The 26734-nt window shown below is 67.5% G+C and carries 26 protein-coding genes; 7 read left to right on the top strand and 19 right to left on the bottom strand.

Going from position 1 to position 26734, the window contains the following annotated elements; genetic code table 11:
* Positions 1-135: 135 nt before the first annotated feature.
* On the top strand, positions 136-837 hold the full coding sequence (locus tag JM949_RS04660; protein ID WP_203147198.1) for a sulfotransferase domain-containing protein: 702 nt from the start codon (positions 136-138) through the stop codon (positions 835-837).
* A 119-nt stretch (positions 838-956) separates the two neighbouring features.
* On the opposite strand, the gene JM949_RS36470 is transcribed toward JM949_RS04660, so the two are convergent.
* The 7 genes from JM949_RS36470 to JM949_RS04695 form a co-directional block, all read right to left on the bottom strand.
* Entirely contained in the window at positions 957-1265 is a 309-nt protein-coding gene (locus JM949_RS36470) for a hypothetical protein (protein ID WP_238432591.1), read from the bottom strand.
* Positions 1266-1270: 5 nt separating this feature from the next.
* Positions 1271-2140, bottom strand: coding sequence for a carbon-nitrogen hydrolase family protein (locus JM949_RS04670; protein WP_203147199.1), 870 nt, complete (start codon positions 2138-2140; stop codon positions 1271-1273).
* Between the two features lie 34 nt (positions 2141-2174).
* Complete coding sequence (locus tag JM949_RS04675; RefSeq protein ID WP_203147200.1) at positions 2175-2744, bottom strand: nucleotidyltransferase family protein; 570 nt, start codon at positions 2742-2744, stop codon at positions 2175-2177.
* A gap of 43 nt (positions 2745-2787) precedes the next feature.
* Positions 2788-3243, bottom strand: a complete 456-nt coding sequence (locus JM949_RS04680) for a TSCPD domain-containing protein (protein WP_203147201.1) — start codon at positions 3241-3243, stop codon at positions 2788-2790.
* Positions 3240-4628: an MFS transporter gene (locus JM949_RS04685; RefSeq protein ID WP_203147202.1), complete on the bottom strand. Its 1389-nt coding sequence runs from the start codon at positions 4626-4628 to the stop codon at positions 3240-3242. The genes JM949_RS04680 and JM949_RS04685 overlap by 4 nt, the downstream gene beginning before the upstream one ends.
* Complete coding sequence (locus JM949_RS04690) at positions 4628-6580, bottom strand: ABC transporter ATP-binding protein (RefSeq protein ID WP_203147203.1); 1953 nt, start codon at positions 6578-6580, stop codon at positions 4628-4630. Before JM949_RS04690 ends, JM949_RS04685 begins: the two co-directional genes overlap by 1 nt.
* 150 nt (positions 6581-6730) lie before the next feature.
* Positions 6731-7213, bottom strand: a complete 483-nt coding sequence (locus JM949_RS04695; RefSeq protein ID WP_238432592.1) for an NUDIX domain-containing protein — start codon at positions 7211-7213, stop codon at positions 6731-6733.
* Between the two features lie 297 nt (positions 7214-7510).
* Here JM949_RS04695 and JM949_RS04700 point away from each other — a divergent pair, with 297 nt between their 5' ends.
* The 4 genes from JM949_RS04700 (at position 7511) to JM949_RS04715 (ending at position 11029) form a co-directional block, all read left to right on the top strand.
* Positions 7511-8863 (top strand): helix-turn-helix domain-containing protein, encoded by a 1353-nt coding sequence (locus tag JM949_RS04700; protein ID WP_203147204.1) that lies wholly within the window; start codon positions 7511-7513, stop codon positions 8861-8863.
* Positions 8860-9525, top strand: coding sequence for a 2'-5' RNA ligase family protein (locus tag JM949_RS04705; RefSeq protein WP_203147205.1), 666 nt, complete (start codon positions 8860-8862; stop codon positions 9523-9525). The genes JM949_RS04700 and JM949_RS04705 overlap by 4 nt, the downstream gene beginning before the upstream one ends.
* Before the next feature lie 113 nt (positions 9526-9638).
* A complete protein-coding gene (locus JM949_RS04710) occupies positions 9639-10481 on the top strand; it encodes a sugar phosphate nucleotidyltransferase (protein ID WP_203147206.1) in 843 nt (280 codons plus the stop codon).
* Positions 10482-10549: 68 nt separating this feature from the next.
* Entirely contained in the window at positions 10550-11029 is a 480-nt protein-coding gene (locus JM949_RS04715; RefSeq protein ID WP_203147207.1) for a GNAT family N-acetyltransferase, read from the top strand.
* A gap of 273 nt (positions 11030-11302) precedes the next feature.
* Here JM949_RS04715 and JM949_RS04720 read toward each other — a convergent pair whose 3' ends face one another.
* The 4 genes from JM949_RS04720 to JM949_RS04735 form a co-directional block, all read right to left on the bottom strand.
* Complete coding sequence (locus JM949_RS04720; RefSeq protein WP_203147208.1) at positions 11303-12796, bottom strand: IMP dehydrogenase; 1494 nt, start codon at positions 12794-12796, stop codon at positions 11303-11305.
* Positions 12797-12868: 72 nt separating this feature from the next.
* Positions 12869-13042, bottom strand: coding sequence for a hypothetical protein (locus JM949_RS04725; protein ID WP_203147209.1), 174 nt, complete (start codon positions 13040-13042; stop codon positions 12869-12871).
* 118 nt (positions 13043-13160) lie between these two features.
* Entirely contained in the window at positions 13161-13553 is a 393-nt protein-coding gene (locus tag JM949_RS04730) for a hypothetical protein (RefSeq protein WP_203147210.1), read from the bottom strand.
* Positions 13554-13588: 35 nt separating this feature from the next.
* On the bottom strand, positions 13589-14176 hold the full coding sequence (locus JM949_RS04735; protein WP_203147211.1) for a hypothetical protein: 588 nt from the start codon (positions 14174-14176) through the stop codon (positions 13589-13591).
* Positions 14177-14307: 131 nt separating this feature from the next.
* Here JM949_RS04735 and JM949_RS04740 point away from each other — a divergent pair, with 131 nt between their 5' ends.
* Positions 14308-15684 carry a helix-turn-helix domain-containing protein gene (locus JM949_RS04740; protein WP_203147212.1) on the top strand — a complete coding sequence of 459 codons (1377 nt, stop codon included), beginning with the start codon at positions 14308-14310 and terminating at the stop codon, positions 15682-15684.
* Between the two features lie 57 nt (positions 15685-15741).
* The gene (locus JM949_RS04745) at positions 15742-16803 is read left to right on the top strand and encodes an NAD-dependent epimerase/dehydratase family protein (protein ID WP_203147213.1); all 1062 of its coding nucleotides are present in this window, start codon (positions 15742-15744) and stop codon (positions 16801-16803) included.
* Positions 16804-17117: 314 nt separating this feature from the next.
* Here JM949_RS04745 and JM949_RS04750 read toward each other — a convergent pair whose 3' ends face one another.
* The 8 genes from JM949_RS04750 to JM949_RS39560 all read right to left on the bottom strand — a co-directional run bounded on the left by JM949_RS04750 (position 17118) and on the right by JM949_RS39560 (position 26686).
* Positions 17118-18242, bottom strand: a complete 1125-nt coding sequence (locus JM949_RS04750) for a hypothetical protein (RefSeq protein WP_203147214.1) — start codon at positions 18240-18242, stop codon at positions 17118-17120.
* A gap of 481 nt (positions 18243-18723) precedes the next feature.
* On the bottom strand, positions 18724-19296 hold the full coding sequence (locus JM949_RS04755) for a kinase (RefSeq protein ID WP_203147215.1): 573 nt from the start codon (positions 19294-19296) through the stop codon (positions 18724-18726).
* Positions 19293-20309 carry a helix-turn-helix domain-containing protein gene (locus JM949_RS04760; RefSeq protein WP_203147216.1) on the bottom strand — a complete coding sequence of 339 codons (1017 nt, stop codon included), beginning with the start codon at positions 20307-20309 and terminating at the stop codon, positions 19293-19295. The genes JM949_RS04755 and JM949_RS04760 overlap by 4 nt, the downstream gene beginning before the upstream one ends.
* A gap of 976 nt (positions 20310-21285) precedes the next feature.
* Entirely contained in the window at positions 21286-22185 is a 900-nt protein-coding gene (locus JM949_RS04765; RefSeq protein WP_203147217.1) for a ribokinase, read from the bottom strand.
* Positions 22182-23561 carry a helix-turn-helix domain-containing protein gene (locus JM949_RS04770; RefSeq protein ID WP_203147218.1) on the bottom strand — a complete coding sequence of 460 codons (1380 nt, stop codon included), beginning with the start codon at positions 23559-23561 and terminating at the stop codon, positions 22182-22184. Before JM949_RS04770 ends, JM949_RS04765 begins: the two co-directional genes overlap by 4 nt.
* A gap of 623 nt (positions 23562-24184) precedes the next feature.
* Positions 24185-24592 (bottom strand): BRCT domain-containing protein, encoded by a 408-nt coding sequence (locus tag JM949_RS38440; RefSeq protein WP_203147219.1) that lies wholly within the window; start codon positions 24590-24592, stop codon positions 24185-24187.
* Positions 24589-26343: an NAD-dependent DNA ligase LigA gene (gene ligA, locus JM949_RS04780; protein WP_407664690.1), complete on the bottom strand. Its 1755-nt coding sequence runs from the start codon at positions 26341-26343 to the stop codon at positions 24589-24591. Before ligA ends, JM949_RS38440 begins: the two co-directional genes overlap by 4 nt.
* Positions 26249-26686, bottom strand: a complete 438-nt coding sequence (locus JM949_RS39560) for a D-arabinono-1,4-lactone oxidase (RefSeq protein WP_407664692.1) — start codon at positions 26684-26686, stop codon at positions 26249-26251. The genes ligA and JM949_RS39560 overlap by 95 nt, the downstream gene beginning before the upstream one ends.
* Positions 26687-26734 lie beyond the last annotated feature (48 nt).

Below are 26734 nucleotides of genomic sequence, written 5' to 3' on the forward strand. Positions count from 1 at the left end.
CCGCTCGGACGCGCGACGATGCTTACGGACACTACCCAGATGCCGTGAAGGATTCGCATGGTGACACCTCACCGTTGGCCTCGACCGAGGCGCTAGGTGAACCACGCGGGCGGTCGCGCTCGCTAGAGTGCACAGGTGATTGTCTGGGTGTCCTCGTTCCCCCGGTCCGGCAACACCTTCCTGCGAATCGCCCTCAACAGGCTCTACGGCGTGCGGACATCCGTCGTCTATGACGTCGACGGCGTGGCTGAGCGCCTGGGCGCCGATCTGGTCGGCTTCACCGAACGGCCTGCAGCGATCGATGCCATGCGCGAGTCCGAAGCGGTGCACCTCGTCAAGACACACCGGCAGCGCGACGACCAAGTCGATGAGTTGGACAAGGCCATCTGCCTCGTCCGAGACGGCCGCGATGCACTCGTCTCGTGGGCCCGCCTGGCCAGCGAGGAAGACTCCACACGGTTCGCCTCAGAATTGAGCGCTATGATTGCCCGGCGGGACAAGGTTGGAACCGGTAGCTGGGGACGCAACGTGCTGAGCTGGCTGCGGCCACCGGCACCTCACCGGGTGGTCCTCAGGTACGAGGAGCTCGCCCGTGAGCCGAGAGCGGCCATTGAACAGGTCATGGCAACCCTGGTACCCCAGCTCCGACCCCTCGCCGACGCGCGGATTCCGTCGTTCACCGAGCTGCAGCAGTCCGACGACCGCTTCTTCCGCAAGGGGCTCATCGGCGCCCATCGCGACGAGCTGCCCGACGAGCTACACCACCTTTTTTGGGCCCAGCCCGACAACGTCGCTGCGATGCAGCTACTTGGGTACGGGACCAAGACGGACGATTAACAGCACACCTGAGCGTGCGGTGGATGGCTGCGCGGCGATGGGCAGGCAAGCGACGATCCGGCGGTCCGGGGCGAGTTGATCCCTTCTCCGCAGCCGAGGCGATCCCTCCGGCGCCGTAGCTACGTGATTCTCCATCCGCTGTTCCAGCAGGGGAACTTTGTTGTGAAGATGTTGACGTCGAGGTTCAGGGTGTGGGCGGCGGGCGCGAACAGCGCCGCGTACTCCGCGTCGGGGGAGAAGAGGGTCCAGCGGTGCCGTCGGGCGTCGAGCACGAAGAGCAATCCCCATTGTGCAGTGTCGGTAGCGGCCAGTTCCTTCAGTTGTTTCCGCAGCCCGCCGGGAAGGTGGGCGTGGTCGATGCGGCCATGTCCGACGATCATCAGCGGGAGCTGAGGTTGGCCGCGGAGCAGGCGGCGCAGGTTCGGCACCGTCGTCACCTCCCGGTGCGGTTGTGGCTGCGTGGATCGTCCACGCGCCGCTGTCGGTAGATGGTGCCGTCGCGGGCGGTGGTGCGCCAGGGGCGGGCGTGGTGCACGGCGATGCGCAGTTCTGGGGCGTCGCGGTCGAGCGTGGCGCAGACCAGGTCGGCGCTGCCATCGGGTGCGCACCGTGCGAGCCAGCTGCCGTGCGGGCCGATAATTCCGGCGGGCATTGCGGTACTGCATTGCGCGGGCACCGAGACGCTCACCCACTGGCTCATGGTGGCCGCGTGGCCCTGGGCGATAACGGCGAACATCGGGTCTTCGGAGAAGGTGGAGAACAGGACGCAGTCCACGCCCCTGTGCAGGTAGTCGAGGAATAACTCCGGGAAGTTGATCTCGATGCAAAGTGCCAGGCCCAGCTTGAATCCCGCGACGTCGAGGACGGTTGGTGTGAAGCCGGGGGTGTAGAAGCGGGTGATCTCCGTGTGGGAGAGGTAGCGCTTGTCGTAGCGGTCGACGATGCGTCCCTGGTCGGAGATTACGTACAGGCTGTTGTGCGGGCGGTGCTCGCCGCTGAGTCGGTGGTTGCTGCCCAGGATCACCCACAGGCCGAGTTCACCCGCGAGCGCAGCGGTCGTGTCCAGTTCTCTCCGCAGAGATGTCCAGTCGACGTCCCAGCCGGCGAAGTGGTCCTTGGCCTGCCCGGCGTACCCGGACAGGGCGCCTTCGGGGAACTGCACCAGGTGGGCGCCCTGCTGACGTGCGCGGCGCATCAGCGTACGGATTGCGGCGCCGTTGAGCGTGGCGTCGCAGGTGACCGGCGGTTGGGCGGCAGCGATCGTGAGAGTGGACGAGTCATCCATTCGGCGGGGGTCGAGCATTCGGGGTGAGCCTCCTGGCGTCGATCGTGGGTGGTCAGGTGAGGACTCGGACTCGGGGCCAGCGGTGGGCGGGGCGTTGCCGTGTTAGTCGTTGCGCGGACACGGCGAGGCTGACTCGGGTCGGGTTGCGTTGCCAGATGCCGTCGAGGAGGTGCTCGAGTCCGTGTGGTGCGCAGACAGCGATGTGCCCGTCGGCGTCGAGACGGATCGCGACGGCGGTGGCGTATTCGGGCCAGGTCGCGACCGCGTCGGCGATGCTCCGCAGCGCGGGGACGGGGTCGCCTCCGAATCGGGTGGAATACCAGGTGTGCACGGCGGCCTGGTTCTTCGCCTCCCAGGGCGGTCCCGGCCAGATCGCCGTCAGCCGTCCGGTGGCGTGCTCGTCGTTGGCCCGGGTCAGGTCGGTGGTGTCGAAGAATGCCACGTCGATGTCCCGGGCTCGGGAGAAGTCGAATCCGTGCCCGTAGCGTTGGTCCCACACCAGGTCCCTGAGGACACCAGCGCCAATCCAGGCGTCCGGTAGGCCCGAGTCCCGCACTGTGCGCAGCGCCCGCATCAGTGGCTGACTCGCGCCAACCTGACCGCGTAACTCGTCATCACGCATGCCCTGTCCGTCTCCCGCCAGGTTGAGGGTGATCGAGGTCGGGTCACCTGCGGAGGTGTGGCACCCAGCTGGCCGTAGGCAGTGGCGGCTGCGTGCTGGTTCGGGCGGCTCCAGGCAGCTCCGCGGCGTCTGGGTGCGGTGGCGCGGTGCTGGTGTGCTGCTGGTGGAGGCGGTGTGCGAGGTAGTCACTCAGTGAGGTCGCGTGTGGCACACCCGGGTCGGTGGTGGCGCCGGAAGGGGTGTAGTGGGTGTGCCGGAGTGGGGCCACGAACTCGGACGGGGGCGCGCCGGCTTGCAGCGCGGTGGTGATCGCTGTGGACAGCGCTTCGGTTAGGCCGGCCAGGGTGGAGCCGTGTTTGCCGACGCGCAGGTCGACGTGGGTGAGCTGACCGGACGAGGTGGCCGTGGTGAGGCGTCCCGTGGTGCCGTCCAGCACGAAATCGGTCGTGGTGCCGGTGTAGCGGCGGGGTGCCCGCCGCTGCGGGTTGTCATCGCTCATTCTGCGTTCTCCCTGGGTGTGGTGGCGGTGGCCGTGACGGCGGTGGGCAGGCGGGTGCTCGCGCTAGCGGAACGACGTGCCGGTAGGCGACGTCCGCTGGGCGCGTTGGCGGCGGGGGTGTGGAGCGGGCTGTTCGGGGTTGTCTTCCACGGCAGGAATGCGGCGCTGGTGAGGGTGAGGGCGGCGGTTGCCGTGAGGGCGGTGCGGGGGCCGGTGGCGGCGGCGAGGATGCCGGCGGCTGCGATGACGATGGGTTGGGTGAGTTTGCTGGTGATGGACCAGGCGGTTAGGACGCGGGACAGGCAGTGCTCGCTGGTGTGGTTCATGCGGTAGGCGGCGAAGGTGGGATTGAACGTTCCCGCGGCGAACAGCAGGAGTGTGTCGGCGAGGGTGATGATGATCAGGCCCGGTGTGCCGGGCGGGGCGAGGGGGATGAATCCCATCCAGAGTGTGCGGGCGACGCCGGTGGTGAGCAGGACCCTGCGCAGGCCGTAGCGGGTGGTGAGGGGGCCGGCGGTGAGGGAGCCGAGGATGCCGCCGAGGCAGGGCAGTCCGAGGGCCAGGCCGTACTGCCAGGGAGCCAGGTGGAGGTCGCGGAGCATGAACACCGCGATGATGGGCGTGCTGGCCGTGATGGCGCCGCCGAAGATGACGGCGTTGACGAACAGGGCTCGCAGGCCAGGGTGGTGAAGGATGTGCCGCCATCCTTCGATGGCTTCCCGGCCCCGGCTCGGGGTGGGTTGCCGCGTTGGTGGCGGCGGTTCGGGGCTGCGGAGGCGGCGGATCCCGAGCGCGGACATCAGGAAGCTCGCGGCGTCGACGGTGATGGACGCGGTAGCGCCGAGCCAGGACACGAGGACACCGCCGATGGGCGAGCCGAGGCTGTTCGCCGTCCACTGGGAGGTCTCGAATCGGCTGTTGGCGGTGACACGTTGATCGACGGTGACCAAATGCTTCAGGTGCGCGCCGCTGGCGGCGCTGAACACGATGGTGCCGGCGGTCTGCACGACGGCGACGACGCACAGCTGCTCGTACGTCAGGGCGCCGAGCGCGGCGGCGATGGGGACGCTGGTCAGGGCCGCGCAGCGCAGCAGGTCGGCGCCGATCATCACCGGCCGTTTACGCCGGAACTCCACCCAGGGACCCAGGGGTAAGACGATGACCGCCGAGGCGAGGCCGGAGATCACCGCGAGCAGGGATATCTGCAGAGTCGATGAGTCCAGCAGCAGGATCGCGACCAGCGGCAGCGCGCCTGCCCCGACGGCGGAGCCCAGGTGGCTGACCGAGTAGGCGCCCCACAGGCGGTGGAAGTCACGGCTCAGCGGGGGAGGTGCGACGTTAACCTCCTCACGCAGCGCCCCACGCCGCGTTGCGATGTGATGCATCAGATGCAACTAATCCCACTTTCGTAGCCGGCGGCTTGGAGGGCGAACAGTTCGGCGTACCGGCCACCGGCGGCGACGAGGTCGTCGTGGCTGCCGGCCTCGACCAGTCGGCCGTGATGCAGGACGAAGATCCGGTCGGCGTGGCGGACGTTCGCCAGCCGATGCGTGATCAGGATCGTGGTGGCACGGCCCCTGCGGTCGCGGATGGCTTGGAACAGGGCGTCCTCGGCGCGGGGGTCGAGCGCGGACGACGGCTCGTCCATGATCAGCAGTTCGGCGTCGCGCAGGAAGCCACGGGCGGCGGTGATGCGCTGCCACTGCCCGCCGGAGAGGTCCTGACCTCGGGCGAACGTGCGGTCGAGCAGCGTCTCGTACCCGTGGGGTAGTTCGGTGATCATGTCGTGGGCGACGGCGCGGGCGGCGGCGGACTCGATGAGGTCCTGCTGGGCGATGGTGTCGACGTCGCCGATGGCGATGTTCGTGGCCGCGGTGAACGGCCACTTGTGGTATTCCTGCGTCACCACGGCGATCCGGGCGCGCAGCCTGCTGATGTCCCACTGCGACAGCGGGCGGCCGTTCCATTCGATGGCACCGTGGGTGGGGGTGCGCAGGGTGGCGATCATTGCCGCGAGGGTGGTCTTGCCGGAGCCGTTCTCCCCGACGAACGCGACCGTCTGCCCCGCGGTGATGGTCAAGGAGACGTCGTCGACGGCCGGGGTGTCCCGGTCCGGGTAACACAGGCTCACCCCGCTGACGGCCAGCTCGCGCAGCCGGTCGGGGAGCGTGCCGCCGGGTGCCGTGCCCAGGTGCTGGTCGGGCAGGTAGGCGGTGGCGCGGGCCATGAACCCGGTGTAGTCGCTGAAGTGCTGGCCCTCGGTGTAGACCCGGTCGACCTGGAACGTGACGATCGCGAGGGAGCGCTGCGCCGCCTGCACGGCGATCACGCACGTCGCCGCAGCGGCGAGCGGGATCTGCCCGTCGATCAACAACAGCCCGAGCAGTGCGTACACCACGGCGGTGGCTACTCCCCCGATCATCGCTCCGACCGACGTGGTGGTGGTGACCCGCCGCGCCAGGACGAGCTGGATGTCGGTCTCGACCTGCATGACCCGGTCGTACTGGTCGAGCAGGAACCGGCGCAGCCCGTACGACCGCAACTCCGGGGCGGACGCGCGCTCGGCCATCAGCCGCTGCAACAGCCACAACCGGCGTCGCCGCACCGACCCGGCCGTGTACGTCTGATACCGCAGGTGCCCCGCCCGTAGCGCCGCCCACCCGTTCGGCACCGTCGCCACCAACAGGGCCACCAGCAGCAGCGGATGGATCACCACGACGGCGACCGCCACGGCGAGGACCCCGGCCAGCCCGGCGAGCAGGTTCATCGAGGACTGCACCAGCCCGATCGCGGATTCGGTGCCTCGCGAGGCGCGCTCCATCTCGTCGGCGAACGCGTCGGCGTCGAATGCCTCCAACCGCACCGCCGTGGACACCTCGAACAGGCCCCGCTCCACCTCCCGGCTCACCTGCGGCGTCAGACCGTTCTGCGCGTACCCCGTGGCGATGCCCATCCCCGCGCGCAGCGCGACCGTCACCGCCAGCACGGCCAGCGCGGGCAGCGCCGCCCGGACCTTGTCCGCCGTCGGGCCGCCGGCGAACAACTCGACCAACACCCGCTGCGTCGCCAACAGGCCGAACGCCGCCATCACCCCCGCACCGACCGTCGCCACGGCGACCACACCGGTGCGGAGTCGGTCCGCGCGCCAACTGACGCCCAGAGCCGTCCAGACGAGCCGCGGCAACTCCGCGAAGACGGTGAACACCCCGGCCTCCGCCCGCGCCCGTACCCCCGTCTCCCACCACGTGGCCCGCAACTCCGGCAACACCGACTCCGGATGCGCTGTGCCCGGCTGGCCCGCTGTACTGGGGCTCTGTGCGGTGGTCGTCTGAGTCATGGACAAACCTCCTCAAAGTTGTTCGAATGGATGACCGTGGGACGTGCGTGAATCGGGCTGGTCGCCCGAAGGTGGCCTCCCGTAGGTGGATTTTCAGCAGAGGGCTAGGAGTCGAATCGTGGATGCGGCTGGCCCGGGCAGGGCCGGGGCTCAGGTGACCGGCAGCCCGTTCTCCAAATACCTGGTGAACCCGTGGCCGCGTGCTTTCTGGGCCGCGGCGACGCGTCGGGCCAGTAGCGCCGGAAGGCGTTGATCGGCCTCCGGCTGGTCGCACCAGGACCAACTGCGCAACTCGGTCGGCGGCAACACGATCTGATCCGCGTGCTCGAGCGTGAGCGTGCCCGCGTCGAAGACGAACATGACCCCCTCGGTGCGGCCAGCCTGCGGTGGCACCCAGTCCATGACCAGCAGCCGGCCGGGCGTCAGGGTCAGCCCGAGTTCCTCACGGCACTCCCGGACCGCCGCCTGGTAGGGCGACTCGTCGGCCTCGACGCACCCACCAGGGATCTCCCACGAGGCGTTGTATGCCGGCTCGACCAGCAGCACTCGACCGCGAGGATCGGTCAGGAGCAGCCCTGCGGCCATCCGCTTACGAGGTAGATCGACGGTGAAGTCACGGCGTTCGGCGGGCATGAGTCGACCGTAGGACGCCAGCCGTCCGACACGCCCGCCGCGCCGTGCCACGACATTGTCGGCAGATACCGCCGCCGACGCCGACAAGACTGCGACATCGCTGACCGCGCGTGACTCCTACAGGCGGCCGAGGCAGCCGCTAGGCTGCCTGGCCCCGCGCGGCTGTCGGCCAAACCCCGTCCGCGCCCTACCGACGCACGACGGCCCGTGGTAACCAATCCAGGAATTGTCGGAGGTAGCGGATAGGTTCTGCCCGCACCGTGACCGCATCTCGGCACCGCCAGGGGGTGGCAAACCATGGCCGACACCGACGAGATCACGACGGCACGCCGCGCGCTCGGCCGCCAGCTCGCACAGCTGCGCCGAGATGCCAACCTCACCCAGCAGGGCCTCGCCCGGCTCGTGCAGTACGGCCGCAGCTCCGTCGCCAACACCGAGACCGGCCGTCAACACCCCGAGCGCGAGTTCTGGGCACGCTGCGACACCGCCCTGCACACCTGCGGCGTCCTTGCCCAGGAGTACGACCGCATCGCCAAGCGTGCCCAGCGGATACAACCGCAGTCGACGGCCGTCCCCTCGAAGACCCCCGACCGGCCGCAGCCCACCGCCGGCACCGGTTCCACTGAGGGCGGTGAGAACGATTCGGCTTTCTGGGAAACCGAGGATTGCATCAACGCCCGCCGGCTCGCGTTGAAGTCCGGCACCGACGATGACGCCCGACTTAGCTACCTCGAAGGCGAGGTCCATCGCGCGATCGCCGACAACGAACGACTCCCCTCAGCCGTCCTCCTGGCACGCATGCGACCGCTGCGCGCCTACGTCGATCAGCTCATGGCCGGGCGGCAGCACCCACCACAACGCGCCCGGCTGTACACCCTCGCCGCTCACCTATCCGGGCTGCTCGGCGCCCTCGCGCTGGACCTCGGTGCGTTCCGCGTCGCTCACGCCTACGCCGCAGAAGCATTCGACCTCGCCGACACAGCACAGCAACACGACGTGCGGGCATGGGCACGCGCCACCCAAAGCCTCATCGCCTTCTACACCGGCGAACACCACGACGCGCTCGCCTATGCCCAAGACGGCCTGCGCCACTCCGGCTCCGGCCCTCACACCATCCGCCTGACGATCAACGGCAAAGCGCGGGCACTGGCACACCTTGGCGACCGCTACGGCGTCGATGAAGCCGTCAATCACGCGTTCACCATGCTGGCCGAGCAACCGCACGACACGACCGTTAGCACGAGCCTCGCCCTCGGCCCGTACTGCTACCCCCGCACAGCAGCCAACGCTGCGACCGCCTACCTCGTCCTGAACTGCGGCAAGAACGTCACCGCCCACCTCTCCGGGGCCATCGACGCGTTCGACGCCGCAGAGCTGCGCGGCCCGCAAGCCCTCAGCCGCCTTGACCTGGCCACCGCCTACCTACACCACGCTGACCCGGATCCCGAACAGGCCGCAGAGCTGGCGTTGAACGCTCTCGCCCTGACCGCGGACCACCGCTACGAGTCGGTCAACCAGCGCACCCACCAATTCCTCACCAGCGCCAAACCGTTCGCCGCCATGCCGCAGATGCGTCACATCGCGGAGCAGCTCGCCGTCCGCGCTCACAGAAGCCGGCGTGCGCCGCCAGCTTTACCATTTGCGACATGAGCAGCCGGGAACTGGCCAGCCTGCACCAGCGATGGATGACCTACCAGAACCTGCCCGAACTCACGAACCACTGGTACTGGCGCCCCGGCTGGCGAGCTGACCGCCAGTTCTACACCTGGCACCTCACCTTCGAGCACCAACCCGACCTTCACCACCTCGCTAGCCACATCCAGAGCGAGCTGGCACTGGCCGAACTCGACCTTGTGCCCATCAATGCCCTGCACCTCACCATGCAAGGCGTGGGCTTCACCGATGACGTCAGTGTCCAAGACCTGCGCCGCATCGTCGCCGAGGCCCGTCAACGCTGTGCCGAGCTACAACCCCTGCGTCTGATGCTCGGACCCGTCGATCCGGACGAGGAAGGGATTGGCCTGCTCGTTCAGCCCTGGAACCAAGTCGAACAGCTACGCGCGGCCATCCGCGAAGCGATCGGCGCCGTCTGGCAGGACGTGCCGGAAGCCGCAGAGGATTTCCGACCGCATGTGACCATCGCCTACAGCGGCACGTCGGCACCCGCCGGACCGATTCGCGACCGCCTCACCGGCCTACGCCACCAGCCGCCTGTCGAGGTAACCGTGCACCAGGCAACGCTGATCGCGCTCCGCCGGGAAAACCGCACCTACCGATGGACAACGGTCGCCACCGCGCCACTCGCTGGGTAGTGCGGGGGAAACCCGGGACTGGCGCTTGGGCCCGGCCTAAACTCAGTAGATCCGCCCGGCTCACTTTCACAACATCGTGACGGGTCGGTGCACCCCGGCCGGAAGGTGAGTCAGTGAGGGCCGTCATCGCTGTCGCCGGCATGGGCAGCCGCTTCTTCCCCATCGGCAAAACCATCAACAAGTGCATGCTGCCGATCCTCAACCAACCCGTCGTCGCCTACGCAGTCGCTGACTGCATCGCCGCAGGCGCCCACGAGATCGCAATCGTCACCGCCCCCGGCGAGATTGGCCGCCAGGTGCGTCATTACTTCACCGAAGACCACGATCTGAAGGGCTACTTCACCGCACGGGGCTGGCAGGACAAGTACGCCCCGCTCGCCGAACTGCACAGCCAGGCCGAGTTCACGTTCCTTGAACAACCTCGCGACGACCGGTACGGCACCGCGCTGCCCGCCATTGTTGCCGCTGACTTCATCGCTGGCGACGACTTCCTCCTGGTCGCTGGCGATGACCTCCTGCTTCGCAACGACGGCGGGTCAGACCTGGCCGACCTCGCGGCTGCCCGGGCCGCAGCCGCAGTGCCGGCCGCGCTCGCCGCCGCCACAGTGCCCGGCGCCGAGGCTCACCGCTACGGCATTCTGCACCCGCGAGCAGCCGAGGGTCACCAGCTACTCGATCAGCTGCTGGAGAAGCCGGACGACTACGGCGAACCGACTGCCTACATCAACATCAGCCGCACACTGCTACCCGCCGACGCCGTGGCCTACTTTCAGAAGCTGACTCCGGCACCGAACGGCGAGTATCAGGCCACCGACGCCGTCATCGCCTTCGCCCGTGACAACGACGTGCTGATCCACCCCGTCGCCGGCAAGTACCACGACTGCGGCAACCCCGCCGGCTGGCTCGCGGCCAACAACGCCGCAGCCCAAGCGACTGTGGCTTCTGGACCGTGCTGATAATTGCGGCGCATTGAGGCCATCGGGGACCTGCGCCAGGCGGCCCACGAAGATGCGAAGATGGGTTCATGCGGGTTGTCGACCTTAACGCAAACCTTGCCGACGACGTACGGAATTTGATGAGCCTGGGCGCGCCCTACGTCAAATGCCGCACACCATCCGACTATTGGCTCTACGCCAAACTTTTCTCCTCGACGTGTCCAATCGCGGTGGTGGGCGACGACACTGTCGTCGGTGCGGTGATCGCCATGCAGGGCCAGGTCGATCGAAGTGAAATTTACGTCCAAGACGTCATGGTTCACCCGGATCGTCGGCGCCGGGGCGTTGCTGCCGCGCTCATCTCCGCCGTGCGCGAGCAGGCTCAGCGGTGGGGCTGTCGCCGGATCTATTTGACCTCCGAGCCGGACAATGCACCGGCGCTGCACGCTTGGCGATCCTTGGGATTCATCAATTTGGTCGGGGATTGCGTCGTAAATGGTGTTGAAGTGACTAAGGATTTCAAAGGTCCAGGAAAGGATCGAGCTGTCTTCGAAATGATATTGCGGTAACGGCAGCGGCTCCGGCGCCAAGGCGTGCCGTGCGAGGTCGAGGTCGAGGAACCAAAGGTAATACCTCAACGCCCGATACCGCACCGTCCTTACCAGGACGACCACGCCCTGGTAGGCGATCGTGGCTGACATCACGAGCACTCGCCTACCGGCGACTGACCTATGTGCACCATCGGAACCTGCTTGGCGGCGAGGGCGGCGTCAAGGTCGGGTCGGGTTGACGACGTGTCGGCCGCGACTCGCTTTAGCGTCGATCGAGCCGCTGGTGCTGGGTCAGACGATGGCGTTGGCCCGGTCGCGCAGCCGCACGTCTTCGCTGTTCTGCAGGTAGCTCTGGTGGGAGACCTCAACGGCGGTCGCCGTCTCGTGGAACTGCCGGAGCGTGGTCGAGCCGCAACTGATCATCGTGGAGGTGATCTTGGCTAGGGTGACGGAGACGTTGTCGTAGAGGCTGCCAGCGAAGGGCACGTACCCGTCGACGCCTTCCTCGAAGACGAGGGTCTTGCCCTGCCCGTAGCGGGCGGCGTTCCGGGCGCGCTGACTGCCCTCCCCCCAATACTCCTTATAGAGCTGGCCATCGACTCTGACCAGCGGTGAGGGGCTCTCCTCGTAACGGGCGAAGTAGCGTCCGAGCATGAGGAAGTCAGCACCGAAGGCGAGGGCGATGGCCATGTGAGAGTCGTGCAGTACACCACCGTCGGAGCAGAGCGGAACGTACTGGCCGGTCTCCCGCGCGTAGGCGTCGCGTTCGCGGACGACGTCGGCGAGGGCGGATGCTTGGCCGCGGCCGATGCCCTTCTGGTCGCGGGTGATACAGATCGAGCCACCGCCGATTCCGACCTTGACGAAATCAGCGCCGGCCTCGGCGAGGTAACGGAAGCCGCGCCCGTCCACGACGTTGCCGGCCCCGATGCGTACCGCATCGCCGTACCGCTCCCGGACGAACTGCAGGACGTTGCTCTGCCAGGTCGAGTAGCCGTCGGAGGAGTCCAGGCACAGGACATCCGCGCCGGCGGCGACCAGGGCCGGGACTCGCTCGCGGTAGTCGTGGGTATTGACCCCGGCGCCGACCGCGAAGCGCTTGTCCTGGTCGATGCTTTCCTTGCGGAACTGCTTGTGCAGCTCGTAGTCCCTGCGCAGCACGATCGAGGCGAGCCGGCCGTCCTCGTCGACGATCGGCAGGACATCCTGACGGGCATCCCAGATCAGGGTGTTCGCATCGGACAGCGAGATACCTGTCGGGGCGGTGGCGAGGCCCGCAGCCGGGCGCATCCGGGACTCCACGCTGTCACCGAGGTCGTGGCGATGAACGTTGAAGTCGCTGGTGGAGATCAACCCCAAGAACGTCCCGCCGGGACTGCCGTCGTCGGTCACGACGGCGACATCGCGCTCAGCGGCGGCCAGGAGGTCGCCGACCTCCCCGAGGGTGGCGCTCGGCTTGATGTTGATGTCGCTGTGCCGGAAGCCGGCCTTGTGTCGCTTGACCGCGGCCACCATCTCGGCCTGCTCCGCGATCGGCTGGTTCTGGTGAATGAACGCCAGCCCTCCGCACTGGGCTAGGGCGATGGCGAGCCTGGGCGAGGACACCGCCCCCATGATCGCGCTGACCATGGGAACGGCGATCCGCAGCGGCGAGGCTTCCCCGACTCGGTGGCGCACGACGGGAGCCGACAGATCCACGTGGTCCGGCGTGCACCCGTCCTCGGTGAGGTTAGGCAGCAGCAGGTACTCACCGAAGGTGCGGGAGATCTCGGGCAGGATCCGCACTGCTTTTCTCCTCGAGAATCGAGTTGCCGCTCTTCGTGCGCGCGACCGAGCCGATCGGAGAACGCTATCAGGCTAGTGAGCCTCACCCGAAACGCCCATCCCGTCGGTGTTGCGCAGCAGAGTGCCGCCATGTTCATCACGTTCAATAACGAAGAACAACGCACCTGCCAAACGTGACCAAGCACGGATACGCATGTCGCGGGTGATCAGGATGATCGTGCTGGCCCCGTCCACCAGTTCGGCCATGGCCGAACCGGTGAACCAGGTCAGCGATAGCCTTCGGAACAACGGAATCCATGATCGAGGCATGAGGTGCCTTACAAAGTAAGGCACCTCTGCTTTCTCTTGCTTGGGGCTCGCCGTTTCAGGCGCGGCCAGAGAGATCTATGGCGGCTTGCAGATCGACAGGTTGGACCGCGATCGTGATTGTCGCCGTGGCGGCGTTGACCCGGGCCGGACGGTCGTACCGGTCGAAGGTGACCATCCATCGCTGCCAGGCCGGTCCGGAGAATCGGGCCATCGTCTTCGGGCAGATCGGCTCGGCGTCGCCGGTGGTGACGTGTATCGAGAGGTTGTCGGTCTGCGGATCTTTCCATGGCCCTGTCTGCAGGGCGCCGGTGGCGTCCTCGTCGACCACCTCGACGACGAGCGACAACCCGTGAGGGCCGTCGACGACACCCCAATGCAGCAGGGCGAGACCGGCGGCCCGGCTGAGCACGGCCGGCGGGCGCAGGAGGCGGGGGTCTGCGATGGTCATGTTGTCACGCTAGCCGCCCGCCTCCTGCCGCACGGTCACATCGAGCAGCGCAGGATGGGTTCGGTCGTGCTGAGCACGTTGCCGATGTAGATGCCTCGGGCGTACACGTCGGTCGACAGCCGGTACTTGCGGCGGTCGGAGTTGTCGCAGCCGAGGCCCCCGAAGGCGTTCGCGACCCGGGCCGTGCGCCACTGCGAGTCGATCGACCCTTCGTCCTGGAAAATGACGCACCAGATGTCGGAGCAGGTGCTCTGCAGCTCGACCACGATCCGGTGTGGCCAGTCGCGGGCGTAGTCGCAGGTCTGCGCCCCGCCGAACTCCAGCGTCGAGGAGCCGAGCATCCGCGGGTTGGTGAAGTTCCCGTAGCAGTAGGACACCGGGTAGTTCGGCGTCATCCCCGACTCAGCGGCCTGCTGGATGCGCCACTGGCCGGTGTCCTTGTCGACGGCGAGGGCCAGACCCGCCTTGGCTGCGGCGTCGCTGGTCGTGGCGGTCCAGGCGGTGCTGGTCGGCTCGGCGGGCGCCGGATCCGGAGCGGCAGCCTGGGCTGGGGATGCCGCGAGCAGGAGGGCAGCGGCCATGATCGGTGCCACCGCGAGCCGAACGAGAGAGAGTCTTTGCATGTGCTGCCTCCTTGTAGCGGGCTAACCCAGGCCGTCTGGCCGATGCACACAGCGTTACCGCCGGGCTGACGGTTGAGAAGGGAGCCGGTGTTGCGGCAACATCGACGTCTTCGGATCGGAGGGTCGGGCGTATGGAGGCAGACAGCGACGCCGTGCGCCACGTGTTCGGCGTGGTCCTGCATCACCTGCGCACCGAAGCGGGCATGAGCCTGCGCGCCCTGGCCGCGCAGGCCCGCTACGACTACACCCGGCTCTGCCGCGCCGAGCACGGCGAACATCTGCCCGCCACCGAATGGGTCCAAGGCATCGACACCGCCCTGAACGCCGGCGGCCTTTTGAAGCTGCTGCGCTCCCTGGCCCCGGCCGACATGGCGCCAGCGAAGAGACGCACGATCCTTCCGCTGGCTGGCCTGCACACCGATGATGGCGATAGCGTGACCTTGGAGTTGCAGACACCGGACGGGAGGACGGTGCTGGTGAAGCTGTCCCGACGCCAGCTCGGTGAACTCATGGCCAGTGGCCTGCTCCGCACTGTCCTGCCCGCGGGCGTGACCGATCCTGATCAAGCCGACCGCGTCGCCAAGGTTCTCGCCGGCGAAAACGCAGTGGATTCACAGGCGCTCGACTACTTCGGGCGGCTGTTAAACGAACACTTCACCGCGGACAAGATGCTCGGCCCCCGGCAGCTAATCGGCACGACCCTCGCCCAGATCCGAGTCCTTGACCGGCTGCGACGCACCGCCCCACCCGACAACACCGCACCCGTGCTCCGGCTGCTCGCACAGTACGGCGAGTTCGCCGGCTGGCTGCACCAGGACCTCGGCGACACCACCGCAGCCCGCTACTGGTCGGACCGCGCAAGCCAATGGGCGCAGGCCACAGGCGACTACGCCACCGTGGCTTACCTGATGATCCGCAAGTCGAATATCGCGCTGCTCGACAACGATGCTCGCGACGTAATCGAGCTAGCGGCCGGTGCCCGTAGGGTGCCCCGCGCAACGAGCCCTCGCCTGCACGCGCTGGCCCTGCAGCAGGAAGCCCGTGGCTGGGCGCTCTACGGCGACGCCACCCGATTCCAGCGGAAACTCGAAGATGCCTTCACGCTCCTACGCGACCACCCCGCCGACGTCGATCCCGACGCACCGGTCTACCTGCACCAATACAACCTGAACGAGCTGGAAGAACAATCCGCTGGCGGCTACCGAGCCTGCGGACAGGCAGCCACAGCCGTCCGCATCCTTGAAGGCAAGATCAAAGCAACAGGCGAGCACCTGCGCCGGGATCAAGGGCATCTACAGGCCAAACTCGCCAACACCGTCTTGGCAACGAAAGAACCAGAACCGGAGCGCGCCATTGCGCTTGGAATGCGCAGCGTCTCAGCGGCACACCTCACCGGCTCCGCCCGCATCGGCGAAGAGCTCCGCGCACTCGATACCCTCCTAGCAGCGCGCTTCCCGACCGCACCGGGCCGCCGCGAACTACACGAGGCAGTCGCCGCGCTCGGCTAACCGGACTAACCCGCGAGCGCTGTCGATATCCGAGCGGTCGTCGGCGATGATGGGGCGATGCGGCTGCTCATCCTTGGCGGAACTTGGTATCTCGGTCGAGCGATCGGCGAGCTCGCTCTCGATATGGGCTGGTCTGTGACTACCTTCAACCGGGGTGCCTCAGCACCTGATCTTGCCGGGGTTGAGGCTGTGCGCGGTGACCGGGAGCGGATTGAGGATCTACGGCGCCTTGCGCGGCAAGGTCCCTGGGACGCGGTCATCGATACGATCGGGTTTGTACCGAAGCAGGTTCTGAATGCCGCGACCGCGTTGGGGTCGGTGGTCGGCCATTACGTGTTCCTGTCCTCCGTAAACGCCTACACCGGGTGGCCGAACGAGGCGCTGGACGACACTTCGACGCTCTTCGCCTGCCCACCAAACGCGAACGCGTCGTTCGGCGTGGAGTTGGGCTACGCGGGGCAGTACGGCGCTCTGAAGGCTGGATGTGAGCGAGCTGTGGTCTCGGTTATCGGCGCGGAGCAGTCCGCGGTTCTGCGTCCAGGCGTCATCCTCGGGCCCCGTGAATATGTCGGCCGCCTGACGTGGTGGCTTGGCCGGGCCGCCCGCGGGGGCCGGCTTCTGGCTCCAGGGCCTCGTAGTCGTCCGATCCAGCCGGTCGACGTTCGCGATGTTGCACAGTTCGCTCTGCACTGCGCCTTCTCGCGAGTTTCGGGTACGTACAACGTGACCGCGCCCATGGACCATGCGACGTTCGGCGATCTCGTCGATAGCTGCGTCGCCGTGACGCGGGCGGGCACTGAACCGGTTTGGGTGGATTCGGATTGGCTCACTGGGCAGGGCATGCAGCAGTGGACCGAGCTGCCACTGTGGAGGACCAATCCGGGAGTCTGGAAAGTCGACAGCCGTCGCGCGGTGGCCGCGGGGTTGAGGTGCCGGCCGCTACACGAGACGGTGGTGGAGACCTGGGCGTGGATGAACAGCGGCGGCACTGCGATCACCGGCGACGGTGAGGCGGGCCGAGCTGCGGATCATGGCCTGCCTCCCAAGCGTGAGAGGGAGTTGTTGTTGGCCTGGCAGCAGGCTCGTCAAGCTGGCGGCAAGGCGGGCGGTCCTGCGTGAGCGGTTCCAAAGCTGGAGGCGAGTTCTGCTACCTGGCGGGCCTGGGAGACGGCATGCCACCGGGGTCCGGATAGCAGGCGATGGATCCGCTGTAGCCGTCCCAACAGGCCGGTGCGTCGCCAGTCCGACGGCATGGCCCACAGCGGGGCGAGCGTCTCCCGCGCGCTGTCGAGGTGACCGCCGAGTAGTTGGCATGTGGCAAGGTCGGCTCGCGCTTCAGCTGGCACGGTGGACCACTCGTTGCCGGGTTGGTCGCCTGCCAGGTTGAGAGCGGTGATCGCCGCCGCGATTGCGGGTACTGCGTGGCCGGTGACCTATTGGGCAACCTGGAACTGTCCCACAGGGAATCGCTGTCCATTTACCTGGATCTGCAGTGTGAACGCCCCGGGCACGACCGCCGCCGTACCGGTCGAGCGCAGAGGATGCTCCTTGGACAGGGTGACAGGCTGACCAGGTTTGGCAGTCACCCTACTGAGGAAGTAGACGTTCTCGCGGCGTTTCCCCCGCTGCGCGGTCGAGCAAATTGCGTACGACACGTGAAGAGGCACTGTTGCTTCGGCTAACAGATCTGCGCTGAAAGCCAAGGTCTCCCCTGCTCGAAGGGCGGTGCGCTGGATGTGGACGGCCGAGATGTCGACGCGTACGTCGCTCGGGTAGCCGAGAAACTCGTACGCGGGCGACCAACCCCTTTTAAGCGCGGCTTTCAGGGCCTCGCGTGCGACGAAGTCGAACTCCTTCTCCCTGGTGCGCCTGTCGGTCTTCCAGCGGGTCAGGGTGGCGATGACGAGATCGCCGTCGGTGGCGGCGATGTCGCGTAGATGGTTGGCGACTGACCGCGTCACGTACCGGCTCTTGTCGAAGTGCAGCTGGGCGAGGACCGGCAGCCCAGCCTCTGGGGGCAGTCTGAGGCGTGGTGACCAGGGAAGCATGGGACGCGTCGACTCGCTCGCCAGGCGCCGTACCCGGTAGTCGTCGTCCCGCGCCCAGGCATGTACGGCGTTCATTGTTTGCTCAGGGAAGTCGTTGAGGAAGTACCTAACCGCGTCTTCGGCGGAGAAGTAGCAGGTGAAGCGGCGCAGCGCGTTGAGAGCCTGGTCAAGCTCTTTGCCGGTGCGGCAGTAGCGCGCGACGTAGTCGGAGTGTGGTGAGTACAGATGGAGGCCGAAGTCGTTGGTGATGCCGGCGGCTTGCGGCGTGGGTGGCAGAGAGCGCAGCAGCACGTCTAGCGCCGCGGTGCCGGTGACCGGCAGGTGATCGTGCAAGCCCTTCGCGGTGCGGGCTATGCGTGCCTTTAGCTCCAACCGGGGCAGGTCGGCCATTACGTCGGCGACGAAATTCTCTGCGGCGAACGTGGGCAGGACCCGCTTCACCTCTCGGCCGATCCGATCAATCCGCTCCGCGTTCAACGCGCGGTCCTTGACGAGTACCTTTTCGCCCATGCCGGAACCCTAGCCGCGATCATCCGCTTGACGGTGCGGGAATCGCCCCTCCGTGCGATCCCTGCAATGTTCCGCCTACCGGGCAGCGGTGCGGTACGGCAGGCAGCGGTAGCGGGAGTTGGCGCAGGGAGAGGCGCTATGAGGGACAGCGTGGTTGTCCCAGACGACCACGCCGCCCTGCTGCCAGTGGGACCAGCCTCAGGACGCTGCTGCGGCTGGTCACCAAGCCGAGGCGGTCGGCCAGCCCTTAACCCCCTCCGCCCGACGCGCCCTACATAGTGAACCTTGCACCCCGAGCCGGGTCAGTCCCGATTACGGAAAGTGAGCCAGATCCAATTGCAGCCGGCGTTGACAGCCCGGCCAGCGTGGTGGCTTCAGTACGTGAAGTGCAGTCGATGCAGGCGCGGAAAGGTGCTCGATGGTCAGTCTTCAGGGCTTATGAGGAACGCACAGCGACCACGCCCGACAGCATCGGGGGAAGTCATTTCATCATCCGACCGGTACGCCGATGCAGGGCGGCATCGATGAGGAGAGCGGCCTCGTTCGGCTGATGGTGGTCTGTGTGGATGCGCAACGCGAAGTCGTCGCGTGCAGCAATATCGAGGTCCTGCAGGGTTTCGTCCCATACAGTCAGCCGTGCGTCCACGTCGATACTGCCCCTCAGGCGGGCACGTGTGGAGGTTGCTTCCCGGGAGCACCAGAGCAACACCGGCAGCCAGTCGACCTCGTAGGCGCGCAGGGCACGTACGCCGACGACCTGACCCATGTGCACGACCGGAATCTGGCCGGCGGCGAACGCAGCGTCAAGGCCGGGCCGGTCGACGACGTATCGATTGCCGTAGCGGCCATTCTCGTAGATTACGAGACCGTCAGCGCGCAGCTGCTGCAACTCGGACGCGCTAGCTAGTCGATATCTTGTGGTATCGCCGTGTTCGGCAGCGAGTTTGAGTTTTCCGAATCCGACGTATCGCGGATCGAGTTGGTGCAGAGCTGCGGTGATGGTGTCCTTGCCGGCCGCTGGCGGGCCATACAGGATGATCGCCGGAGTGGTCACGAGGGCGAGAGTATCCGAGCCACCGCATCGGCGTGCCCGAAGAGCCCGGCAGTGGCGTGACGGGCGTTGTCGACGACGAAGTGCGGCAGCGCTGGCCGCAACGTTGGGTCAACGCTGGCGGCGTATGTGTCCCAATGGTTGAGCTTCCAGCTGTCGCGTGCGGCGTCTCGACGCACCAGATACTCGTACATTGAGTCGACGTCTGCGTCGACCCACACGGACAGGATGCCAATCCCGCGAGTGCTACACCTTTTCGTGAGGCGCTGGAGCCACCCGGGGTTGGGCAATTCGTGCAGGAAGGGGGCGCTGACAATGCAGGACCCGCCGGCATCCAGTTGAGCGAAAGCCGCGTTCAGTACACAGCGGTACTCCACCGGACGGACTCTCCGTAGGTATGCCTCCGAGTGCCGATCGTTGGGGTCGCGATCCATCGCAGACAGCAGATCTTCAACCAAGGGGCGAGTGATCTGGTCCTTATCCAGCAGCGTCCAGCCAGTAATGCCGGCCAACATCCGGCCGAGCTCCGTCTTTCCAGAGCCCGCGTAGCCCCCGATCAGAACAAGCGCGGGAGCACTCTCAGACCGACTTGCGCGGGCCTCGTGCGCCTCGAAAATCCGGCGTCGCAAACTTTCGATGCTCGGCCCGGCGTTGTCGCCCGAACCTGCCGCAGCGGTATGCCGGATGACATGATCCATTATGGGGTGTGCCGCACGGTGGCGGCTGGTGGTGGCGACCAGCGCTTGGTGACGACGCCTGCCACGTGTCAGCCTCTCCATCCGGTCGTACTCTTGGATCAATGCGCCATCGGCACCTAGCAATGTGTCGCAGCGGACCCAGAATTCACGGTCTACACGCTGATGACCGGTCTCCGCGTTCGCGATAGTGCTGCGGCCGTAGCAGGCCAGCGGGGCAAAGGTGTGCTGGGTGTAGCCGGCCGCTTTGCGCAGTGCCGCCAGCGTTTGTCCCAGCGCTAGCCAGGCACCACTGGGGTCCTCCGCCGCTGGAATTGACATCGACAGGCTCCTGAGTTGAGGCGCTAGCGGGGGGCAGAGTTGTCGCCGCTCACCCGGCGTGATCACAGTAGCGTGATCGCGTGGCCTGAGGTAGTCCCAGGAGGCCCTGGTTGGTCTGCCGGCCGCAGACCAAGGCCGGCCTACCTGGGTGGGCATCATGCGGGCGTCACGATGCTTCCATGAACCACAGCGGCGCCGGCTTGGTCATCTGGGACGTTGACGGGACGCTCATCCCTGCGGACTTGCGTTGGCTGACGCGCGCGATCGCTCGTGCGTAGGCATCGCGGAGTCCGAGGTTGTCTTCCCTGAGAAGAAGGCGCATGGGTATACGGACGAGTCGATCGCAGTCGACCCGGCGATAGCTTCGGGCGTGGACCCGTCATCTGCGGAGGCGGGAATACTCGCCTTCCGTCAGGCCATGGCCGCGGTCATGAAAGAGGGTCGGCAGGAGTCGATGTAGTTGTCGGTCGCCTTCGGAGCCGCAGCGGGTCGAGGTGAGCGCGGCCTGGGCCGGCTTTCCGGCGATCCAGTAGCCGGGCAGATCGACCGGCGGCGCCTGTTCCTGGAGCCGCTGGCAGAAGGGTTGTCCCTCACTGCCGACAAGAAGGGACGAATTCCGGGCCTCTGGCCGACCGCCGAGATCCCGTTGCGGGCCGTGCCTACACCTTCGAGGCCAATTGGGCCACCGCCAGCTGACCATCCAGCACCACCGTGTCGGCCGCACGGACAATCCCGACCTGCCGATGACGAGGTCGATCATGCACGGTATGGCAAGGCGCGTGGCCATGGACTGCCTGCCTCCGGAGCGTCGGATGGCGATAGGCATCCTCCTCACGGAGGCTGAGCGCACGGCGTTGGCCGGCGGGGATACTAGCCGGGTCGACTTGCCAGGCTTTGCTATGTCGGCTCGGCAGGAGCTGCACCGATAAAGCGTAGGGCGGGTTGTGCTGGCAGTCGCCCTTAAACGGGTGCTCCGTCAGAGGATCCGATGTGTCGGCGTGTGAGCGCCACTGTGCCCGACGATGTGGGAGCCCGCGTGGACGGCGGTGGTGATGGCGTCGTGTAGCGGGGTGTGGCGGGCGAGGTCGGGGGCGAGGCAGCCGAGGAAGGCGTCGCCGGCTCCGGTGGTGTCAATGACCGGGACGGCGGGTGCGGGCACGGTGGCGCATCCGTGGGGGTGGGTGAAGGCGGCGCCGTTGGGGCCTGCGGTGACGACGACGGTACGAGGGCCGAGGCGCTGCAGCGCGACGGCGGCGTCGAGCGGATTGCCGGCGGTGGTGCGCAGGATGGCGGCAGCTTCGTGCTGGTTGACGACGAGGACATCGAGTTTCGCCAGCGTGGTGGGGTCGAGGTCAGGGTGAGGGACGAGGTTGCCGATGATGATCGGCGCGCGGCGGTGGCTCAGCAGTGCGGTCACGGGTTCGGGTGGTAGGTCGAGCTGCACGATGACGGCTTCCGCGCCGAGGCCGGCAGCGGCGCGGTGGATGTCTCCGGTGGTGAGTTCGGTGGCGGGTGAGAGTGCGAGGGTGATGTAGCTTTCGCCGTCTGGGGTGACCTCGATGATGGCCGCTGCGGTGGTGGCGTCAGGGACGAGTTGGACGTGGCGGGTGTCGACGCCTGCCTCGGTCAGTGCTGTGGTGATCTGGTGGCCCCAGGCGTCGGTGCCGACGTTGGCGATCAGGGTGGCGCGCCCGCCATGGCGGGCGGCGGCGATGGCCTGGTTGAGGCTCTTTCCGCCGGCGTTGGCGGTCAGGGGCGAGCCGATGGCGGTGCGGCCAGGTCGGGCACGGTGGGGGACGTGGATGGTCAGGTCGATGTTGGCCCGGCCGACGAAGGCGACATCGACGCTGTCGCCCGAACCGCTGCTGTCGGTCACAATGTCGCTGCGGAAGCGGCCAGGGCGGCATGCAATTGCTGCACTCCGGGCTGGGTGGGAAACGCCGTGAGCTGGCGGCCTGCGATTGCGACCTCGCGTTGGATTCGTGCCGAGCGGGTGAGGTTGGCCAGGTTGAGCGCGGCGAGGGCGGCGGCAGCGGCCAGCTCGGGTTCATCGGCGGCGGCGTGGGCGGCGGCGGTGCGTGCCAGATAGCGGCCCCGTTCGCGTCGGTACGACTCCGGCCACGCGTCGAGGGCCTCACCGAAGCACCGGACGGCGGCGCCAGGTCGGCCCAGCCGAAGCCAGCCCTCGCCCTCTTGCGCGCTGATGTATGCCGTGGTGCAGAACGCACCCAGCCCACCGCCGTCTGTTCCGGTGGCGGCAGCGAGATGGTGGGCTTCGTCGATGGCGGCCCGGAACGAGTCGGCGTCACCTTCGATGGTGTGCCCGTGGGCGCGTTGCACCGCCGCGAACGCGCGCACCTGCTCCTGGGTGCTGCCAGTGCGCTCGGCGGCACGGGCGAGCCCGGATACGCGGTCCTGATCAGCGGCGTCGGCGGCCCGCTGCGCCATGCGGGCGAAAACGTAGGCGGTGAACTCCATGTCGCCGGCTTCTTGGGCCATGGTCAATGCTTGGGCGAGCCACCAGGCGCCGGCGTCGCGGTCGCCCAAATCGTCGCTGAGCCAGCCGGCGAATTCTGCCCACCGGGCCTCGGTACTCAACAGCGCGTCGCGCAGGCTGCCTCGGGCGGCTCGGCGGTAGTCGGCTATGTGGCCCAGCTGCTGGCGGGCAGTGGGGAGGATCGTCGCGGCGCCGACCCGGTTGTCGGACTCCACGAGCACTGACCGCAGCACCGCGAAGTGCTCGACGACGGCCGGATCAACCTGTGCCGCCCGTGACGCCGCCGCCAGCGGCTCCGCACCCGCCAGGGATGCCACCACACCGCCGGGGACCGCTTGTAGGAGCGCCCGGCGGCTGACCTGAACCTGCTGGCCTCGCCCGTCTACCACAGCCGTCACGATATCGGTCTCCCCGGCGAGCTGGCCGCCTGCGTCGGTCATCAGGGCGGTGCCGGTTGCGGTCAGGGCGGTGGTGAATGCTGTCGTTCCCCTGGCCCGCCTGTACTTCTGCCGGACGGCGATGACTTGGTCATACCCGGCGGTGAGGGCGCCGTCGGTGTCGAGGACCTCGTCACAGCGCATCCAGAAGGCTCGCTCTGGGTGCTGGCGCCCGACTTCGGTGTTCGCGATCGTGCTGCGGCCGGTGAAGACTATGGGCGCCAGCGAGTGCTGGGTGTAGCCGGCAGCTTTGCGGTACACGGCCAACTGCTGGCCGAGCGCGCGCCACGCCTCGCTCACCTTGTGCGGGTCTGCCACCGTTGCCCCCTGGGGCCATCGCGCCCCGGCCGGCGTAGCGAGATGACCGAGCGCCGGCCAAAGGCAGTCGTCGATGTAGATGGTTACCCTACCGTGCGAGCGTCGCTGCTTCGGTCCTCCACACGCCTCGGTGGCAAATGATTCCGCCGCGGTCAGAAACCTGCCGCAGCCGGGTGGCGTGCAGGGCGATACACAGCTCTGGCCGGTTGCGGTCGAGGCGACGCCTGCGGGGTCGATTCTGCCATCGGTGCGGGTACTGGTGTAAGGCAGGCGCCGTGAGGACCGATGGCCCTGGCGGGCATGGCGGCGGTGCGCTGTGGTGGGACGGAGACGCTAATCCACTGGGTCATCGTTGCCGCGTGTCCGTGTGCGATCACGTCGAAGATCGGGTCGTCGGAGAAGGTGGAGAACAGGACGCAATCCACGCCTCGGTGGAGGTGGTCGAGGAACACCTTGGGGGAGTTTGATCTCGATGCGGAGCCGCCCCGGCATTCGACCACGGGTTTCATGGCAGGAGGTTCACCCTGCGGTGGAGTGAGTCGTCAGCTGGCCGTGCACGGTGCCGGACGGAGGTGAGTGCAACCAGAACGGCAACAACGTCACCGGTCGACTCGGGCTGGTCATTAACCCCTTTTCATGTCAGGTGCCAGGCGCTGGGCGAGTTCCTCGGGTGTGATGGTTTCGATGCCCAGCGTCCGAGCCTTGTCGAGCTTGCAACCGGCCTTCTCTCCAGCGACGACGACGTGGGTGCGGGCCGAGACACTTGAGGATGCGCGTCCCCCCGCCTTGGCGATCAGTTCGGTCATCTCGGTTCGGGATAGGTCCGATAGAGGCCCGGTCATCGCACCGGTTACCACCACGGTCATCCCCGCCAACGGCAGCTCGCTCTTCGCCTCCTGGGCGGACGCCTCGGCATCGCCTTCAGCATCCGTGGGAGCAGAGAGAACGAAGCCGGGCTGGTCCATATTCACACCTGCGGCGACGAGCTTGTCGATGACTAAGGCGAGGTCGACCAGTTCCTCGACGATCACTGGGGCCTTCTCGTTGCCGATGCCGTTGACCTGCTCCAGGGCGACGGCGTCGCGTCCCGGATGGCCTGCATGGAGCCGAAGTGCGCGGCGATGCGCAGCGACATGGAACGGCCGGTGCCCAGGACGCCGAGGGCGCAGAAGACCCGATTGAGGGGCTTGGACTTGGCCGTCTCGATCGCGGCCAGGAGGTTGTCGGCGCTCTTGGCCCCCATGCGGTCCAGGGTGAGTAGCTGATCGCGGGTGAGGGTGAACAGGTCGGCGAAGTCCTCGATCAGCCCCTTGTCGACGAGTTGCACGATGATTTTCTCGCCGAGGCCGTCGATGTCGAGCGCGTCGCGGGCCACGGCGTATCGGATCGCCTCTTTCTGGCCGCAGGAGCGGCCCCGCGCGCAGCGCCAGCGCTCCTGGCTGCGGTCGATGCCGGAGCCGCAGCGTGGGCAGAGTTCGGGGAAGTCGATGGTCTGTTCGGTGCCGGTACGGAGGCCGGCGACCGCGCCTTCGACGCGGGGGATGACTTCGCCGGCTCGGTAGACGATGACGTGGTCTCCGAGCATCAGGCCTCGGCGGGTGATGTCGGCCGGGTTGTGCAGCGTGGCGTAGGTGATGGTGGTGCCGGCGACGTCCACGGGGTCGAGGACGGCCCGTGGGGCGATCACACCGGTGCGGCCCACGCTCCACTGCACGGCGCGCAGCACGGTGATCTTCTGGGCGGCTGGGAACTTGAAGGCGGTGGCCCAGTGCGGGGTGCGAGAGCCCATCCCGGCCCGGATCTGGTCGGCGGGGCTGTCGGCCTTGATCACGGCACCGTCGAGTTCGATGTCGAGTCCCGCGCGCAGGGCGCCGATCTCGTGCACTCGGTTCACCACCTGGTCAAGGGTCGCGTAGGTCCGGGTGGCGAGCGGGGTGTCGGTCATCGTCCCCAGCCCGAGAGCGGCGAGGCGGGCGATGAGCTGGGTGTGGGTGAGCGCGGCGAGGCCAGGATCGTCGGTGTGTTCGGGGTGGGTCAGTGCGGCGTAGGCCAGGAAGGTCTGCCCGATTCGGTAGGCCCGGTCCTTGGCGCGCAGTGAGCCCGAGGAGGCGTTGCGGCGGTTGGCGAAGGCCGTGGCGCCGTGCGTGATCCGCAGCTCGTTCGCAGCGGCGAACTGGTCCTCGGTCATGAGTACTTCGCCCCGCACCTCGACCGTGACCGGTTTGGTCAGGGTCATGGGCAGGCCGATGATGTCCCCGATCGCGTGGGACACGTCCTCCCCGGTCGTCCCGTCGCCTCGGGTGACGAGTTGAACCAGCCGGCCCTCGCGGTAGCGGGCTGCCAAGGCCACACCGTCGAGCTTGGGTTCCACCGCCCAGCCTGCCACTGCGGCTCCGCCCAGCCGCCGCTCCAGCGAGACGGCCCACGCCGTCAGTTCCTCGTCGGAGAAGACGTTGCCCAGGCTGAGCATCGGAACAGGGTGCGCGACGTCGCCCGTTGTCACGCCCGCCGCGACCTGCTGGGACGGGGAGTCGACCGCGATCTGTCCGGGATGCGCGTCCTCCCACGCGGTGATCCCGCGCAGCAGCCGATCGTAGGTCTCGTCGTCCAAGTCTGATTCGCCGGAGCCGTAGTAGGCATCGGCGGCCTTCCGCGCCTGCGCGACGGCTTCAAGGTAGGCGGCCTCGTCAGCGAGGTCGACAGCGGGCGCGGAAGGTGTCGTCATGCTGTCCATTCTGCTGACTGCCCCTGACAGCATGTCGGTAGCGCTGGTGGGATTCATCCGCGGTGTCGAGTCGGCGCCGACGGGCGGGCTCTGTCCGCTGCTCCGGTAGGCGGGGGCGGCTGAGCGGGGGCGGCTCGTCAGTTCCGGGTCGTGCCGGGCAGAGCCCGAGCGTGCGATAGAACGTGTCGTTCTCGAAGCGTCGGTGCGGGTCGAACGTGCGGAGAGCCCGCCGGAACCGGTGGAAGCCATCGGTGTTGGAGGCGGGCAGCAGCTCCGGAGTGAAGTACTTGCCCCAGTGCGGCCTACCGCCCAGGCCGTAGAGCAGGCGCTGGATGTCGTCGAACAACGGACGCGCTGCGGTGATCGACCCGGCGGCGCGCCCCCGCGCGCCGGAGCGCATCGCCGCGCGGGCTCGCGTGCTGGCTAGGTTCACGGCGCGCTCCGGGGG

The sequence above is a fragment of the Micromonospora tarensis genome, assembly GCF_016803395.1.
Lineage (GTDB): Bacteria > Actinomycetota > Actinomycetes > Mycobacteriales > Micromonosporaceae > Micromonospora > Micromonospora tarensis.

Bases quoted from the DNA above. Each gene is read 5' to 3' on its own strand.
- JM949_RS04670 (WP_203147199.1), bottom strand. From the start codon at position 2,140: ATGCTCGACCCCCGCCGAATGGATGACTCGTCCACTCTCACGATCGCT.
- JM949_RS04675 (WP_203147200.1), bottom strand. From the start codon at position 2,744: ATGCGTGATGACGAGTTACGCGGTCAGGTTGGCGCGAGTCAGCCACTG.
- JM949_RS04680 (WP_203147201.1), bottom strand. From the start codon at position 3,243: ATGAGCGATGACAACCCGCAGCGGCGGGCACCCCGCCGCTACACCGGC.
- JM949_RS04685 (WP_203147202.1), bottom strand. From the start codon at position 4,628: ATGCATCACATCGCAACGCGGCGTGGGGCGCTGCGTGAGGAGGTTAAC.
- JM949_RS04690 (WP_203147203.1), bottom strand. From the start codon at position 6,580: ATGACTCAGACGACCACCGCACAGAGCCCCAGTACAGCGGGCCAGCCG.
- JM949_RS04695 (WP_238432592.1), bottom strand. From the start codon at position 7,213: ATGCCCGCCGAACGCCGTGACTTCACCGTCGATCTACCTCGTAAGCGG.
- JM949_RS04700 (WP_203147204.1), top strand. From the start codon at position 7,511: ATGGCCGACACCGACGAGATCACGACGGCACGCCGCGCGCTCGGCCGC.
- JM949_RS04705 (WP_203147205.1), top strand. From the start codon at position 8,860: ATGAGCAGCCGGGAACTGGCCAGCCTGCACCAGCGATGGATGACCTAC.
- JM949_RS04715 (WP_203147207.1), top strand. From the start codon at position 10,550: ATGCGGGTTGTCGACCTTAACGCAAACCTTGCCGACGACGTACGGAAT.
- JM949_RS04725 (WP_203147209.1), bottom strand. From the start codon at position 13,042: ATGGCCGAACTGGTGGACGGGGCCAGCACGATCATCCTGATCACCCGC.
- JM949_RS04730 (WP_203147210.1), bottom strand. From the start codon at position 13,553: ATGACCATCGCAGACCCCCGCCTCCTGCGCCCGCCGGCCGTGCTCAGC.
- JM949_RS04735 (WP_203147211.1), bottom strand. From the start codon at position 14,176: ATGCAAAGACTCTCTCTCGTTCGGCTCGCGGTGGCACCGATCATGGCC.
- JM949_RS04740 (WP_203147212.1), top strand. From the start codon at position 14,308: ATGGAGGCAGACAGCGACGCCGTGCGCCACGTGTTCGGCGTGGTCCTG.
- JM949_RS04745 (WP_203147213.1), top strand. From the start codon at position 15,742: ATGCGGCTGCTCATCCTTGGCGGAACTTGGTATCTCGGTCGAGCGATC.
- JM949_RS04750 (WP_203147214.1), bottom strand. From the start codon at position 18,242: ATGGGCGAAAAGGTACTCGTCAAGGACCGCGCGTTGAACGCGGAGCGG.
- JM949_RS04760 (WP_203147216.1), bottom strand. From the start codon at position 20,309: ATGTCAATTCCAGCGGCGGAGGACCCCAGTGGTGCCTGGCTAGCGCTG.
- ligA (WP_407664690.1), bottom strand. From the start codon at position 26,343: ATGAATCCCACCAGCGCTACCGACATGCTGTCAGGGGCAGTCAGCAGA.
- JM949_RS39560 (WP_407664692.1), bottom strand. From the start codon at position 26,686: ATGCGCTCCGGCGCGCGGGGGCGCGCCGCCGGGTCGATCACCGCAGCG.